The organism is Hungatella sp., from assembly GCF_046966825.1.
In genome coordinates this window covers 1-14,398 of the sequence record NZ_JBKVCZ010000081.1, presented here as the reverse complement: position 1 = coordinate 14,398, position 14,398 = coordinate 1, and the positions used below count along the sequence as shown (strand labels likewise).

The 14,398-nt window shown below is 50.4% G+C and carries 11 protein-coding genes and 1 pseudogene; 2 read left to right on the top strand and 10 right to left on the bottom strand.

Features of this window, described 5'->3' with window-relative positions:
• The first annotated feature begins 131 nt into the window (after positions 1 to 131).
• Positions 132 to 926: a YdcF family protein gene (locus tag ACLTD4_RS21625; protein WP_117622259.1), complete on the top strand. Its 795-nt coding sequence runs from the start codon at positions 132 to 134 to the stop codon at positions 924 to 926.
• Positions 927 to 1,092: 166 nt separating this feature from the next.
• On the opposite strand, the gene ACLTD4_RS21620 is transcribed toward ACLTD4_RS21625, so the two are convergent.
• From ACLTD4_RS21620 to ACLTD4_RS21585, 8 genes are all read right to left on the bottom strand, one after another.
• Complete coding sequence (locus ACLTD4_RS21620) at positions 1,093 to 1,296, bottom strand: hypothetical protein (protein ID WP_117622260.1); 204 nt, start codon at positions 1,294 to 1,296, stop codon at positions 1,093 to 1,095.
• A gap of 97 nt (positions 1,297 to 1,393) precedes the next feature.
• Complete coding sequence (locus ACLTD4_RS21615; RefSeq protein WP_117622345.1) at positions 1,394 to 2,503, bottom strand: anaerobic sulfatase maturase; 1,110 nt, start codon at positions 2,501 to 2,503, stop codon at positions 1,394 to 1,396.
• Positions 2,504 to 2,816: 313 nt separating this feature from the next.
• Positions 2,817 to 5,168 (bottom strand): glycoside hydrolase family 3 C-terminal domain-containing protein, encoded by a 2,352-nt coding sequence (locus tag ACLTD4_RS21610; protein WP_412331555.1) that lies wholly within the window; start codon positions 5,166 to 5,168, stop codon positions 2,817 to 2,819.
• A 5-nt stretch (positions 5,169 to 5,173) separates the two neighbouring features.
• Positions 5,174 to 6,526 (bottom strand): MFS transporter, encoded by a 1,353-nt coding sequence (locus tag ACLTD4_RS21605; RefSeq protein ID WP_412331554.1) that lies wholly within the window; start codon positions 6,524 to 6,526, stop codon positions 5,174 to 5,176.
• A gap of 14 nt (positions 6,527 to 6,540) precedes the next feature.
• Positions 6,541 to 8,028 carry a sulfatase-like hydrolase/transferase gene (locus ACLTD4_RS21600; RefSeq protein WP_117622263.1) on the bottom strand — a complete coding sequence of 496 codons (1,488 nt, stop codon included), beginning with the start codon at positions 8,026 to 8,028 and terminating at the stop codon, positions 6,541 to 6,543.
• The gene (locus ACLTD4_RS21595) at positions 8,025 to 9,539 is read right to left on the bottom strand and encodes a sulfatase (protein WP_117622264.1); all 1,515 of its coding nucleotides are present in this window, start codon (positions 9,537 to 9,539) and stop codon (positions 8,025 to 8,027) included. The genes ACLTD4_RS21600 and ACLTD4_RS21595 overlap by 4 nt, the downstream gene beginning before the upstream one ends.
• Positions 9,540 to 9,760: 221 nt before the next feature.
• Positions 9,761 to 10,780, bottom strand: coding sequence for a LacI family DNA-binding transcriptional regulator (locus tag ACLTD4_RS21590; protein ID WP_412331553.1), 1,020 nt, complete (start codon positions 10,778 to 10,780; stop codon positions 9,761 to 9,763).
• Between the two features lie 274 nt (positions 10,781 to 11,054).
• Entirely contained in the window at positions 11,055 to 12,572 is a 1,518-nt protein-coding gene (locus ACLTD4_RS21585; RefSeq protein ID WP_110326275.1) for an alpha-N-arabinofuranosidase, read from the bottom strand.
• A 192-nt stretch (positions 12,573 to 12,764) separates the two neighbouring features.
• Here ACLTD4_RS21585 and ACLTD4_RS21580 point away from each other — a divergent pair, with 192 nt between their 5' ends.
• Positions 12,765 to 13,562 (top strand): AraC family transcriptional regulator, encoded by a 798-nt coding sequence (locus ACLTD4_RS21580; protein WP_321005792.1) that lies wholly within the window; start codon positions 12,765 to 12,767, stop codon positions 13,560 to 13,562.
• Between the two features lie 35 nt (positions 13,563 to 13,597).
• Here ACLTD4_RS21580 and ACLTD4_RS21575 read toward each other — a convergent pair whose 3' ends face one another.
• Both ACLTD4_RS21575 and ACLTD4_RS21570 read right to left on the bottom strand, forming a co-directional pair.
• The gene (locus ACLTD4_RS21575; protein WP_412331552.1) at positions 13,598 to 13,771 is read right to left on the bottom strand and encodes a hypothetical protein; all 174 of its coding nucleotides are present in this window, start codon (positions 13,769 to 13,771) and stop codon (positions 13,598 to 13,600) included.
• Positions 13,734 to 14,398 (bottom strand): annotated as a pseudogene (locus ACLTD4_RS21570) (zinc ribbon domain-containing protein); the annotation flags it as partial. The pseudogene ACLTD4_RS21570 and the gene ACLTD4_RS21575, both read right to left, overlap by 38 nt.

The following is a 14,398-nucleotide window of genomic DNA, read 5'->3' as shown; positions in this document are numbered from 1 at the left end:
GTAACCGGTCCTGTTGTATCCAGTATACCATGACCGGAATAAAATTTCAGCAGTTTTTGGCTTTACCGTAGTTCACAACGCTGTCTTTCTGTTTTATAATGAACCTGTAAGTACACATACGGAGGAGACCTATGAACGAACGAATCGTGGAATACATCAACATTTTAGGAAGATTTTGCGGAAAAAGAGACATTTCCGAGCTGTCTCCGGAAGAATTAAAGAAGACTTACGGAATCGATCAGGCAGACGTCATGGTGCTGTTTGGCGGCAGCATCCTGTGCGGCGGCGATGTACTGGCCCAGGCGATGCAGAACCATGCCGCGAAAAAGTACGTCATTGTAGGCGGAGCCGGCCATACCACGGAAGCGCTGCGAATCCGGGTCCATCAGGAATTCCCTGACATTGAGACGGCAGGACTGCCGGAAGCCAGGGTCTTTGCGTCCTATCTGAAGGCACGCTATGGGCTGGAGGCCGATCTTCTGGAATGCTGCTCCACCAACTGCGGCAACAATATTACGTATCTTCTGGATCTGCTGCGGGAAAATCAGATTTCCTTCCGCTCCATCATCCTGGCACAGGATGCCACCATGCAGCACCGCATGGAAGCCGGACTGCGCAAGTACGTCTCGAATGACGTCATCATCATAAATTATGCCGTCTACCAGGCAAACGTCATCATGAAGGACGGGAAGCCCGCCTATGATACAGAAATCTTCGGCATGTGGGACATCGACCGTTATCTCACGCTTCTCATGGGGGAAATCCCGCGTCTCACCGATGGTCCGGAGGGATACGGACCCCTGGGCAAAAATTATATTGCGCACGTCGACATTCCCGGCAGCGTCGCCGCCGCTTTTGATGAGCTTCAGCACACCTGCCGCGGCATGGTGCGGCAGGCCAATCCGCTGTATGCCTCCCGGGACTAGCGGCCGCTCACCACTGCCCTGTTTCAGGCTTTGCCAGTCCCCGCACCCAGGCCTCCGGTACGGGCCTCGTAATAAAAAGCAGGATAGGATTACCGGCTTGTGATGAATCTGCCGGTCATTCTACCCTGCTTTTTTCTATCTGGATTAATCCCAAAATGAATTGTACTTACACATTCTCCGTCCATTTAGCAAGTTCCCGACGAAGAGCTTCCAGCTCATCGTCTTTTGCTCTCAGTTCTTCTTTATTAAGCCTCAGTTCTTCTACCCTCTTCTGCGCTTCCTCTTCCAGCCTCCTGATCTCTTCCTGCTGCTCTTCAATCATCAGTTCCACTGTATTCTTATCATATAATGCCGGCGGCTCATTATACATCGCTATCAACTTCCTCCGGTTTGTCTGAACTCAAAAAATACAGCCAGGCATCCAACTCCAGTCCGGTGTCAAATTTCTGGCTGGAACGGTGAATTCCTTATCCGCGTCCAATCCTCTCTGCGATCTCCACAAGACTTGGCAGACAGGCATCAAAGAACATCTTATACGACTGACAGAAGTACTGATGATTCCCGTGATCCTCCTGTCTGGTTCTCCGGCAGCCGCCGCGGCAGAGCATTGCGTATCGGCAGTCTGCACACGCCTCCTCCTTTTGAAGGGATCTCTCGATAAATTTTATCTCTTCCCGCTTCTTATCTATCATCTCCACCGTATCCGTCCGAAAATTCCCCAGACGGTACTCGTCCAGCACATAGAAATCGCATGGATACACGGTTCCATCCGACTCTACCACGTACTGCATTCCGCAGGTCCCGCGCATGTCGCAGGATTCCGGCATCTGGCCCAGCAGAATCGCGATATAATTCTCAAACTGCCGGATATACGGCTGTTTTCCCTCCTTCAGATCACGGAACCACAGCTCGAACAAATCGATCAGAAACGTTCCGTACGCCTCCGGTGTCAGCGAATAATCCCGGCCACCCGGTTCTTCCATGAGCGGATCGAGACAGGCGATAAACTGCAGGTAATTTAACTGGTTTTTCCGGTAGAACTCATACGTCTTTTTAATATGAGGCGCGGTTCTCGCATGCACCACGGAAAGTATGTTGAAGTCCACTCCGGTCTTTTTAAGCATTTCAATATTTTCCATGATCCGTGTAAAGCTGCCTTTTCCTGCGGGAGTTTTCCGGTAATAATCATGCTGCTTCGGTCCTCCATCCAGGGATACGCCCACAAGGAAATGATTTCTCACAAAGAATTCCGCCCACTGCTTATCCAAAAGCGAACCATTCGTCTGGATTGCATTGAAAATCTTCACGTTGTTGACATTGTATTTTTCCTGAAATTCGATGGACTTTTCAAAGAACGGAAGCCCGCTCAGCGTCGGCTCGCCTCCCTGATACGCGATCGTGCAGCTTCCCTCCGAATAAGCCAGAACCTGGCGGATCACATCCTCTAATGTCTCAACCGACATAAACCCGTAGGCCCCCTGTTCCCGTTTGGACATCGTATCATAATAAAAACAGTATTCACACCGCAGGTTGCAATTTCCTGACGATGGTTTAATCAGTACACTGATTGGTGGCATAAGCACCCTCCCTCTTTCGTACCGGCAATCATGCCGGCGGCCATTTTCATAAACACACTGATAAATATTATAATGGTTTCTTACCGTAAGTACAAGAGTAAACTTAAGCCACGCCCGGTAATTAAGGGAGGTGTTCCAGTCTCCCCGGCGGCCCTGCTTCCCGGTCCGTCCGTCTGTCATGCGGCCTTTCCGAAGCAGGTATTAGCAATTCTGCACGTTTAGAAGTGCTTATGCCCGAAACCGGAACTGGAAAGGCCGCATGAGTCAGACGGGACGGACCGGGAAGCAGGGCCGCCGGGGAGAAGCAGTTCAGTTACCCTCTCTCAATCTCCTCCACAATCTCTTCCAGCGTCTCAATCTTTACCGCCCCAAACATCGCCAGGCTCCGCAGAGGCATGTCAAAAAGCATGGACAGCATCATGCGGCTGATATCGTCTTCGCCTGCGTACTGGGCCGAGTATCCATCGACAAGACCACCCAGCAGGGCTTTTCCTTTTTCGCTGGTCAAAGCTTCTTTTACGGTTGTATTCAGTGTAATTCCGCTGGCGGCCGGCGTTAAGGGGATTTCTCCCTTTAACAGGCGCTTAAACTGCTCTCTGTCTGCCGAGAAACGGCCGTCCTTTATGACTTCACTGACATCATATCCGGGGATACCGGAAAGCTGCTTCCCCTGAAGGTTCAGCTCCCTGCTGAGTCTTAACTCACGGCTGGAGGACGCCGCATAGATCTGATACGTCCCCGCTTCAACTGTCCAGCCGGAGAGGTCCGTATCGTAAATGGAAAAACTTCTCTTGTCCAGGCCGATTACCACTTCCTGCGATTCTCCCGGCTGCAGGAACACTTTTTGAAAGCCCTTCAGTTCTCTGACAGCTCGCATCACAGCCGACTGTTTTTTGCCGATATAGAGCTGAACCACTTCACCGCCTGCGGTTTTACCCGTATTGGTCACTGTAATTCTGGCCTCGCCCTTCTCTGCCTCTTCATCCCATATAAGGTCCATGGTATCGTAAGAGAAGGTGGTGTACGACAGTCCGTATCCAAATGGATAGGCTACCGGTTTTTCAGCCCAGTCGTAGTAACGGTAGCCGACAAAAATACTTTCGCGGTATTCCACGTCCTTTCCTTCTCCTGCGAAATGCTCATAACACGGGGTATCTTCCAGTGAAAGCGGAAATGTTTCCGCCAGGCGGCCGGAAGGATTTACCGCTCCGGTCAGCACATCTGCGCAGGCGCTTCCTGCCGCCTCTCCGCCCAGACAGGCGAGTAAAATACTCTCCACCCGCTCTCTCCATGGCATTAGGACGACGGAGCCGCAGAGGAGAACGACCGTTACATGGGGATTTACCGCAGCTACCGCTTCAATCAGCGCTGTATGGGACTCCGGCATATTCAAATGCGTCCGGTCAAAGCCCTCACTCTCATAGGAGTCCGGCAGTCCGGCAAATACGATGACACCATCCCGCCCCTTGGCACAGGCGGCTGCCTCTTCCAACAGCGCCTGATTGATGGTATCGTGTTCCAGCTCATAACCAGGTGCATATTCAAATGCAATGCCATTTTCGCGGAGAGAATCCAGCACACAATCGACCTGATGGGGATTGATCTTTGAGCTTCCGGCGCCCTGATATCTGGGCGCTTCGGCAAATGCGCCGATCACCGCATAGGAACCGTCTTTCTTGAGCGGAAGCATTCCGTCATTTTTGAGCAGTACTGCGGATTCTGCCGCAATCCGCCTTGCAAGCTTATGGTGTGCCGCCGCGTCGTACTCTTTTTTGCGGACCTCACAGGCTTTCCTGATCATGGTAAGGAGACGTTCTGCCGCGCGGTCTAATACCGCCTCATCCAGCTCACCGTTTCTCACTGCATCGGCAATTTTCTTATCATTATGGGGATCCGGTCCTGGCATTTCAAGCTCAAGCCCGGCTTTCAGTGCTTTCACCCTGTCATTCATGGCGCCCCAGTCAGTCATGACCAGCCCCTCAAAGCCCCACTCTTTCCGAAGAACCTCCGTCAGCAGCCACTCATTTTCACAGGAGTACACATTGTTAATCCGGTTATAGGAACACATCACGGTCCATGGCTGCGCCTGTTTTACCGCCTTTTCAAATGGAGCCAGATAGATTTCCCTGAGCGCCCGCTCGTCCACCACCGAATTGCTGACAAGCCTGGCCTTTTCCTGATTGTTGGCTGCAAAATGCTTGAGAGACGTTCCGATTCCCTGGCTCTGAACACCGTTAATCCAGGCGGCTGCCATCTCGCCGGCCAGATACGGGTCTTCACTGAAATACTCAAAATTACGGCCGCAGAGCGGAGAACGCTTGATGTTGGTTCCCGGTCCTAAAATAACAGCAACCTCCTCCTGAACACACTCCTCTCCGATGGCCTGCCCCATTTCATACAGAGCTGCTTCATCCCAGCTGCTGGCCGAGGTGACCGCAGGCGGAAAACAGGTGGCCTTCACGCTCTGGTTAAGACCCAGGTGATCCGCCTCGCCGGCCTGCTTGCGCAGACCGTGAGGGCCGTCGGTTACCATGATGGAGGGAATATCCAGACGTTCAATACCTTCCAGCTGCCAGAAATTCTTTCCGGAGCACAGAAGCGCCTTTTCTTCCAGAGTCATGGTTTTTACCATAGCTTTTATATGATCTTTAATTCCATTTGTCATAGTTTTCAATCCTTCTTTCTCTCGTCCAGTTCCGTGCGGATCTGGGAGTATTTCTCATTGGTAATCTCATAGAATGCCATGGAAATCAGGGATGCTATATAACCGAGTACCGGCATTCCGAAACGCAGGAACACGATCATATTTATTACCTGCGGAGTCTGCTCCTGATTTGCCACAAAACCGGCCAGTCCCAGGAAGAAGCTGGCGATAAATCCGCCGATCGCCATGCCGAACTTGTTAATAAATGTCAGGGAGGAGGACATCAGGCCATCTGCTCTCTGTCCGAATTTCCACTCGCCGTAATCAGAACACTCCGGAAGCATCGCCCATCCAAGGTTGCTTGGTATACGGGAAATGAATCCGAATACAGCCATCATGCTCATAAGAATCGTAACCGATGCCGTAGGCTTCATCCACATGACCACCAGCGGTACAATCGAGAACAGGCTTCCGAACCAGTACAGGCGTTTTTTCCCAAACACTTTGGAGAGTGCAGGAAGCAGCGGAAGGAGAATGATCCCGGCAAACAGAATGGCGGAGGCAACCTTGGGAACCAGATCTACCCGGTTTAACACATACTTAAAGTAATACATATTTACGGCGCTGTAGGTCGCGTTGGCCAGAACATCCGTACCGAAGGCGATCATGAGCATCAGCATGGGTTTGTTTTTCACCAGCAGCTTCAAATCTTTTGCCATGTTCATCGGAACGCGTTCTTTTTCCATATCACAGACATCGTACTTCTTTCCGCCCCATGCGCAGATCCAGAATGCGGCAGTCGTCAAAAAACCGATGAGTGCGCCATAGATAGCCCATCCCTGTTTTCCGCCGCCAAATGCTTCCACCAGCGGAAGTGCCATGATGGTGATAATAAACTGGGATACGGTTCCCATGCCCTGCTTCCATGAAACGATAACCGTTCTCTGATACGGATCCTGAGACATAACCGGCGTCAGGGAATGATACGGGATATTTACTACGGTTGAGGCCAGAGAATAGGCGATGTAGACCACATAGACGTAGACCACTTTCATATTCGGTGATAAGTCCGGCGCAGTGAAAAGAAGGAAGATGAGGAATCCAAGGACCGGTGCCCCCCAGATAATCCATGGCCTGTATTTTCCCATTTTCGAGCGGGTGTGGTCGCCCAGCATGCCCATAATCGGATCGGTAAATGCGTCGATAAATCTGGATATCAGCATGAGGCCGGAAACCACCATGGAGCTGATTCCGAAGATATCGGTGTAAAAGAATGTAAGATAAGACATTACAAGAAAGAATGCGAGGTTTGAACCCAGTCCCCCAAATGAATATTTAAACACATCCAAAAACTTTGCTTTTGCATACTTCGTTTCCATACGTTTCTTCTCCTTTATAAACAAATGTTTCGTGTAAAGTCCTTTTCCATTCTGGTGTCTTTTTGAAATGGAACGACGTCACACGTATCCTGGTAAAATTCCAAAAGCTTTTCCTTCATCTCCGCGATTATAGGCGCATATTCAGGACATCCGATGCGATTTTGGGTTTCCTTCGGGTCCAGCCTCAAATCGTAGAATTCGTCTTCCTCATAGAGTCTTCTGATATATTTGTAATCCCCTGTACGGCACATCGTGGCTTTTCCGTTGTACATCTCATCGGAGGCCTGTAAAAACTGTCTCGGATAGTACTGGCCGCCCGGATCCGGTATGGCCTGGCCCCCGGTCTCCTTGCAGTAGTCTTCTCCCTTTCGGAAACCGCCCTCACAGAACACCGCCTGGCGAAGCGCCTCTTCCCGCTGTTCCATATAAGGAATCAGGGATTTTCCAAAATGTGTGTGTTCGGCGGGAAGCTCTGCCACCGCCTCCGCAGTTGCGTAGAAGTCAATCAGCTCCGTCATTTCCTGACTGATGCCATGGCGTTTCTGCATCGCGGCAGGCAGCTTTACAAGAAACGGGACATTGGTCAGGCAGTCCTCAAAACAGTTCTGAACCTTCTCCACCAGACCGTAATCTCCGGTATAATCTCCGTGATCGCTGAAAAAGAAGACGGCAGTATCATCGTAGATGCCTTTTTCCTTCAATGCACGGACGATCTGACCCGTCAAGTCATCCACCTTGCTGCACATCCCTAAGTAAACCGCCCGCAGCTCATCGTACTCCTCTTCGCTCCAGTCCTTCATGTTCTGCAGTACCGCCAGTTCTCTCTGCATTCTGGATTTTCCCCTATATCCCTCCGGAGGCAGAATCCGTTCCGGCAGCTTCTTCCGGTCAATACGGCTGAAATACGGCTCGCTGATCTGATAGGTCGGGTGGGGAAGCATCAGGGGAAGAAAGATACAGAATGGCCGTTCCTCCTCATAGTCCCGGATAAATTCCGCCGCGCCCTCCGTCCAGACCTGATCCAGGTCTTTATGCTCCGGCAGCCTGCCCCGGTAAAAGGAATAGAAATTCTTTCCTCCAGGTTCTCCCCGGAAGGACTCCCTGGGCAGTGTATCCGGCTTCCGATCATTTCCGACAGTAAAATAAGTATCACAATAGCTTTTATAATACTCTGGATTCTGTGCCGGCAGCAAGTCATTTCGCTGGTTCATCCAGACATGGTACCCGTGCTCCTTCAGACGCTTTAAGAGAACCGGCTCGTGCTCATGCATCATGTGATTCATGGTACGGTGTCCTGCTACATGGGGATACCAGCCGCTCATAAAGCTGCACCGCGAGGGGGTGCACACCGGATTCTGGCAGAATGCATGTGCGAAGGATACCCCCTCTTTTGCCAATTCATCCAGATTTGGTGTAACCGCCGCCGGATTTCCCAGATGGAACATGGAATCCGCCCGCATCTGATCCGGATTGATAATCACTATGTTCGGGCGTTTTTTCATACCAACCTCTCTTCCTCGAAACCCAGACGGCGAAAGAGCTCTTTCGGAGCGTCATTTTTCTCCATATATTCTCGTATGTAAGCCTTCATCTGTGCGCGCACGGCCTCATCCTCCAGGGAATGTTCCTGATCCGGGTCCTCTTTTAAGTCGAACAGCAGAGAACCGAATGACGTCGTGTCTCCCATATGGTCCTTACTCTCGATCTTCATGACCCTGCAGCCCTTCGTGAAGGAAAATGGCTCCGCCAGTTCCATCCCCGCCAGTTCCTCCGGGCGGAACATATACCGCATATGGGTAGGCATCAGCGTGTACTCACAGGCAGGAATCTCGGGATGCTCCGCCGCATGCATGTACACATACCGGCCGTCTGTCACATCCACCTGACTTCCATGGTATCCGAACACCGCGTATTTCCGGATAGGTTCATCCGAATCCATTACGCCGGCAAGCGGCTTTCCTTCCATGTCCTCCGGTATCTCCATTCCAAAAAATTCTAACAGCGTCGGCGCCAGATCGATGGTCTGTACGATCGCATTTCTGCGGATTCCGGCGCACTCCTTTCTGCGGGGATCATAGATATACAGCGGTGTATGGGAAATCTCCTCGTAGATCGGCATGCTTGTCTTTCCCCACCATCCGTGCTCTCCCAGCAGAAAGCCGTGATCCGTATTGACGATAAGCATGGTATCGTCCCACAGGCGGTATTGGTCCATCATATCCAGAACCTTTCCCAGGTACCGGTCGCACTTGGAAAGCAGCGCCGCGTATTCGTAACGAACGTGCTGAACCGTATTCTCATCTTCCGCCACTGCCGCGTAAGGCGGCCAGTCGGCTTCCTCTGCCGCATCTCCCAAAAAGGTATGGGGATAGAGCGCTTTGTCCTCCTTCAGTGAATAGAACGGTTCATGGGGATCGAAGGTCTCGATCTGCAGGAACCAGTTGTCCTCCCCGTGGTTCTTCTCGATGAATTCCAGCCCCTGGTGAAATGTAACCGCCTGGGAGGTCTTCTCTTCGGTATCCATATAGCTGCGGTTGACCGCGTCCTGAGCCATCATTCGTCTGTAAGGCGGATAACTCAGCATGACCTCCTTATTCTTAAATACGGTGCCGCGGTCATAGCGGTATGACAAATCCGCTTTCCACAGATCACCCTCCTGCCCCCTGGAAATCTCCCAGGATGAATACCGGTTGTGGTAGGTACAGCCCCCATCCTCCCAGTAGTGCTGATGGTCGCTGACGAGATGGGTGTAGACACCTCCCTTTTTAAGAATCTCCGGCATCGAGTCGTCGAACGGCTCCATCGGCCCCCAGCTTCTGTGGAAAAAGTTGATTCTGCCCGTGTGCAGCTCCCTTCTCGCCGGCATACATGGCATGCTTCCCACATAACAATTTTCAAATTGAACGCTTAAATCCGCCAGCCTTTTGAAATTCGGCGTCTTCGTCCAGTCACAACCGTATGATTCCAGTAAATCGCGTCTCAGGGAATCATACATCACCATAATTGCCTTCATGATACTCCTCCTGTCTTATCTTATTTTTCTGTAACTGCTGTACTCTTTTATCCGCTCTCTTTTTGATGAAGATTTTCAATTCGCCTTGCAAATTGGTGCGAGCCCCCGTCATTCCGCATAACCGAATACCTTTGTGGCGCGCTGTGCATCCATCATCTTTTTTTGAAAACGCTTTCAGAAAACGTTTTCAAAAAAGAGCGATCAAAAGGCTGCTCTTTAAACTACCTTATTGACTCTCTGTCAAAAAACTTTGTTTCATATTCCCTGGAGGTCTCCTCCAGCGGGCGGTCTTCTATCATGTCCAGCAGAAGCTCTGCCGCTCCGCTGCCCATATCCTTCGCGGGTACAAAGAACGCTGAAATCTGGGGAAACAACCGCCGCCCTTCGCCACTCTTATGTTCAACGGACAGGATCGACACGGTCTCCGGCACAGAAAGCCGCAGCTCTCCGCATACACTCAATATAATCTGGGTCGTCTCAATGCCCGGCGAACAGATGGCGGTACAGCCGCCTATTACATACTTTCTGAAATCGGCAATAAGGTCCGGCCGGATATCCGTCATATGCGAGAGCGCGATCGGAATCAGTTCCAGTTCTTCCAGTTCTTCTTTTGCCTTCTTTACAATGCCGGCCAGATAATTCTCATGAGTTGTGTAAAAATAGAGAACGATCTTCCGGTGCCCGTCTGCATACAGCGTTTCAATCATCTGATGCATATAGCTTTCGTATTGAGCGTAAACATTAATTCCCTTCTTGTGAAACTTTTTCCCTATGTATACCACAGGATACTCTTCATCCAGGATTTGTTTCAGTGCCTCTTCATCCATGGATTTGCCGTTTAGTCCGCTTAAGAGAAGACCGTCAATCCTTCTCTGCCTGACATACTCCATGAAACGCGGACTCCCCTTCACCCGGTTCGAGTATTCCTCCGACTCACTGATCAATACCATACTGTAATTATGTCGTGTCAGAACCCTCTCGATTCCCTTTAACAATTCCAGAGTGTAGGAGGATTCGAACACCGATCCGGAGTGAAATGGAGTATAGACTCCTATCATATTGGACCTCTGCTTCACCAGTCCTCTTCCGAACTGATTCGGTTCATACTGGTAATATTCCATCGCCTCTTTTACGGCCTGTACCTTCTTATCACTTACGTTGGCGCTGTTATTCAAAATCCTGGAAACGGTTGAGATAGAAACCCCCGCCCGCTTTGCTACGTCGTAAATCGATGCTGTCATGTTTTACCTCAATGCTGTCATGTTTTGCATTTATTTTTTGAAAGCGTTTTCAAAGTTCCTGGACTTATAATAACAAAAAGAGAAATTGTACACAATATGATTTTTCTACAAAAAAACATTTTTTATTTGTGCACATTTTACAAATTGATCGACTCACTTCTTTCGACTTTCGCTCCTTGCTTTTCTCTTCCATGCATGCAAAAAGGAACCGGCAAATGGTTCTCCGGCTCCTTCTGTTCGTGCTGTTATTATCTCACTATTTCATAATTCGTTATTATTTCACTGTTTCATGCTTCTTTACCAGACGTACTACGTTCCAGCTGTGCCTGCCGAAAACAGTGGAGAAAATACCGTTCTCCAGTTTAGAAGCCTCTGAATGGATCGGGCTCACCGTATCCGGCGCTGCTTCTGTGTTGACTGCTTTCATGTCGTCATGGGTCAGAACGATATGCTCCTCTACCTGATACCCTTCAAACTGACGGAAATCACAGGAGACTTCTGCATCGTCCTCCAGATCTTTATTAACCGCGAAAATCGTTACGGCCTCCGCCTCTTCATCCCAGATGCATACACAGTCCAGGGTGGATACGGTACCATAGGTCCGGCTCTCATATACCGGGGCCTTGATCTGAGTCATCAGAACGGTGCCTTTCCCATAGACGCTGGCGTGCATATATGGATAGAATATGGTCTGACGCCAGGCGCCTGTATCCGATGTCATGATCGGTGCGATTACATTGACCAGCTGGGCCAGGCAGGCGACCTTCACTCTGTCCGCATGTCTCAGCATGGTGATCAGCATGCTTCCTACCAGAAGCGCGTCTTCAAAGTTATAGACATCCTCCAGCTGGTGAGGCGCCTGATCCCACGCCTTGATTTCCTTGTCCTGCTCGTTGCTGTGATACCACACGTTCCACTCGTCAAAGGATAAATTGATGTTCTTTCCGCCGTGTTTTTTAGCCTTCACCGCGTCACAGATTGATACGACTCCCGAGATAAAGTCATCCATTCCCTTGGAGCAGGCAAGAAAATCTGCCGTGTCGTCGCTGCGGTTTCCGTAATACTGATGCAGGGATAAATAATCCACTTCGTCATAGCATTCGTCTAAAACCTGGTACTCCCAGTCTCCAAACGTAGGCATGGTCAGGCTGGAGCTGCCGCAGGCCACTGTCTCAATCTCCGGATCGAGCCATTTCATCATACGGGCCGTCTCTGAAGCGATTCTTCCGTACTCTCCCGCTGTCTTATGACCCATCTGCCATTTTCCGTCCATCTCGTTGCCCAGGCACCACAGCTTGATATCATGAGGTTTTGCGTAGCCGTGAGATTTTCTCAAATCGCTGTAATAGGTACCGCCCTCAAAATTACAGTATTCCAGCAGATTTTTCGCGTCCTCCGGACCTCTCGTTCCTAAGTTGACTGCCATCATCATCTCACTCCCGGCCTTCTTCGACCAGTCTGCGAATTCATTCAGTCCGAACTGATTTGTCTCAATCACTCTCCATGCCAGATCGGTTCTTGCAGGTCTTAGTGCCTTCGGTCCCACGCTGTCTTCCCAGTGAAAGCCCGATACGAAATTGCCGCCCGGATAGCGCACAATCGGCACCTCCAGCTCTTTTACCAGTTCCAGAGTATCTTTTCTGAAGCCCTGTTCGTCGGAGGAGGCAAGCCCTTCCTGGTAGATACCGCCGTAAACGGCACGTCCCAGATGTTCAATGAAGGAACCATATATTCTCTTATCAACACTACCTGTCAGGAAATACTTATCAATGATAATTTCTGCTTTTTTCATTCTGTCATTCTCCTTTTTTAACTGTATATTCTTTACTCATATCTTATCAGGTCCAGGAGAAAAAACCAGTGACTTTTCTCCGAAGCATTTGATTTTTTCTCCGATTATGTTTATACTGTTATCATCCTATAAAGAATGAAACGAAACGACCAGACGGCAGATGTAAAGGAATCAGAAACAGGAGGAAGGGCCATGCTCAATTTTGAAATACATTTCTGTGAATACAACCGGCAGAATCCGCCAAAAGACAGGATTTACCGGCCGGGAGGCAGCGGTGACCACTTATTCCTGCTGCTGAAAACTCCGATGAAATTCTACTTGAATAAAGAACTCACACTGGCCCGGGAAAATGCCTGCATCCTGTATACGCCTCAGACCATGCAGCACTATGAGGCTGTTCAAAAATTCCGGAACAGTTATATCCATTTTTCGTGCTCCGATACGCTCATCGAACGCTTTAAAATTCCGTTAAACTCTATTTTTTATCCTGGAAATCCCGATGAAATCGATGAGTACATCAGAGAGCTTCAGGAAGAACGGATCGCATCCCGCCCATTTGCGGAGGAAAAAGAATATTTTCTGCTGAATGAGATGTTTATTGCCATAGCCCGGGCCATGGCCGGAGAGAATACTGACATTGTGGAGAACCGGGAACTGTATGAGATCTTCTTAAGTCTCCGTCTCGATATGCTCCGTAACTATGAAAAGCCCTGGACGACAGAAGATCTGTGCCGCAGGGCAAATCTGGAGAAGAGTCAGTTTTTTGCCTGTTACCAGAAATTTTTCCAGAGTACCCCTCATGCAGACCTTCTCTCCGTCCGCCTGGAAAAAGCCAAGAATCTGCTCACAAATGAGGCGCTTCCGATTAATCTGGCGGCCCGGCAATGCGGATTTTCCGATATCACCCACTTTTCCCGGTATTTTAAAAAAGAATGCGGGTGTTCTCCTAAGGAGTACGCCCGCAGATGGAAAGAAAATTGTATGCCATAGAATTCGTATATTTAAGAGTGCTGCGGCGAAACGGCTCAGACCCGGAACAGCTTTCTCACCAGAGAAAGAACCGCTCCGGCAGTGCTGCCGAGAAATAGAATATCACGATGGGAATTCACGGCCTCCATGGCCGCGGCTGCGCCTTTTGCCATCCCTTTCCACGCCTCGGCTTCAGCCGGTATCTCCGGCAGGACCACTGCCGCCGCCACGACTGCCGCCATGCAGAGAAGAAACGGTACAGCCTCTTCCCGTATCGTATTTCTTCATGCGCACGCCGCCTCCCGCTCCCGTTTTTGAGGGAATCCAGAGACACCAGATGAGCCCCATAAACAGCGTGATTCCTGCAAAGCCGACGTAGAGAGCCATTCCGTAGTTGGACTCCGCCGCCATGAACCGGATATCACCCAGCGCCTGGCCGTGTTCCCAGAATGACTGTGCCATAAGGAACACCATACCCGCCATCAGGAGAAAGGAGGCCAGCTGCATCACTCTGGAGATGATTACAGTGGCTGTCACCATGCTTTTTACCACCACATCGCCAAAACTGACGCCGTCCTTGTCTGTCTTTTCGATTATACGGGTTTCTGAATCCGGTATGTCGAAATCGCTGCTTACCCTGGAGTCTGCATTACCGCGCATAGATCGGCTTCTCTGGTTCTTTCCCCGGGGCAGCCCGCTGTATGCCAAACCACTGCGTTCCCCGCCGTCCCCGTCCCAGCCCTCTTCTCTCTGTGCTTTTCGCCCTGCCATTCCGTGTGAAACCGGCCGTACCTTTTCCCAACTGTCATTCTCTTGACTGCCGTTCTCCTGACTGCTGCGCAGGCGCTCTACCTCAC

What these genes read in the sequence shown, in the direction of transcription:
- ACLTD4_RS21605 (WP_412331554.1), bottom strand. Translation starts at nt 6,526, where the DNA reads ATGGAAACGAAGTATGCAAAAGCAAAGTTTTTGGATGTGTTTAAATAT.
- ACLTD4_RS21595 (WP_117622264.1), bottom strand. Translation starts at nt 9,539, where the DNA reads ATGAAGGCAATTATGGTGATGTATGATTCCCTGAGACGCGATTTACTG.
- ACLTD4_RS21580 (WP_321005792.1), top strand. Translation starts at nt 12,765, where the DNA reads ATGCTCAATTTTGAAATACATTTCTGTGAATACAACCGGCAGAATCCG.
- ACLTD4_RS21610 (WP_412331555.1), bottom strand. Translation starts at nt 5,168, where the DNA reads ATGACAAATGGAATTAAAGATCATATAAAAGCTATGGTAAAAACCATG.
- ACLTD4_RS21600 (WP_117622263.1), bottom strand. Translation starts at nt 8,028, where the DNA reads ATGAAAAAACGCCCGAACATAGTGATTATCAATCCGGATCAGATGCGG.
- ACLTD4_RS21585 (WP_110326275.1), bottom strand. Translation starts at nt 12,572, where the DNA reads ATGAAAAAAGCAGAAATTATCATTGATAAGTATTTCCTGACAGGTAGT.
- ACLTD4_RS21625 (WP_117622259.1), top strand. Translation starts at nt 132, where the DNA reads ATGAACGAACGAATCGTGGAATACATCAACATTTTAGGAAGATTTTGC.
- ACLTD4_RS21620 (WP_117622260.1), bottom strand. Translation starts at nt 1,296, where the DNA reads ATGTATAATGAGCCGCCGGCATTATATGATAAGAATACAGTGGAACTG.
- ACLTD4_RS21590 (WP_412331553.1), bottom strand. Translation starts at nt 10,780, where the DNA reads ATGACAGCATCGATTTACGACGTAGCAAAGCGGGCGGGGGTTTCTATC.
- ACLTD4_RS21615 (WP_117622345.1), bottom strand. Translation starts at nt 2,503, where the DNA reads ATGCCACCAATCAGTGTACTGATTAAACCATCGTCAGGAAATTGCAAC.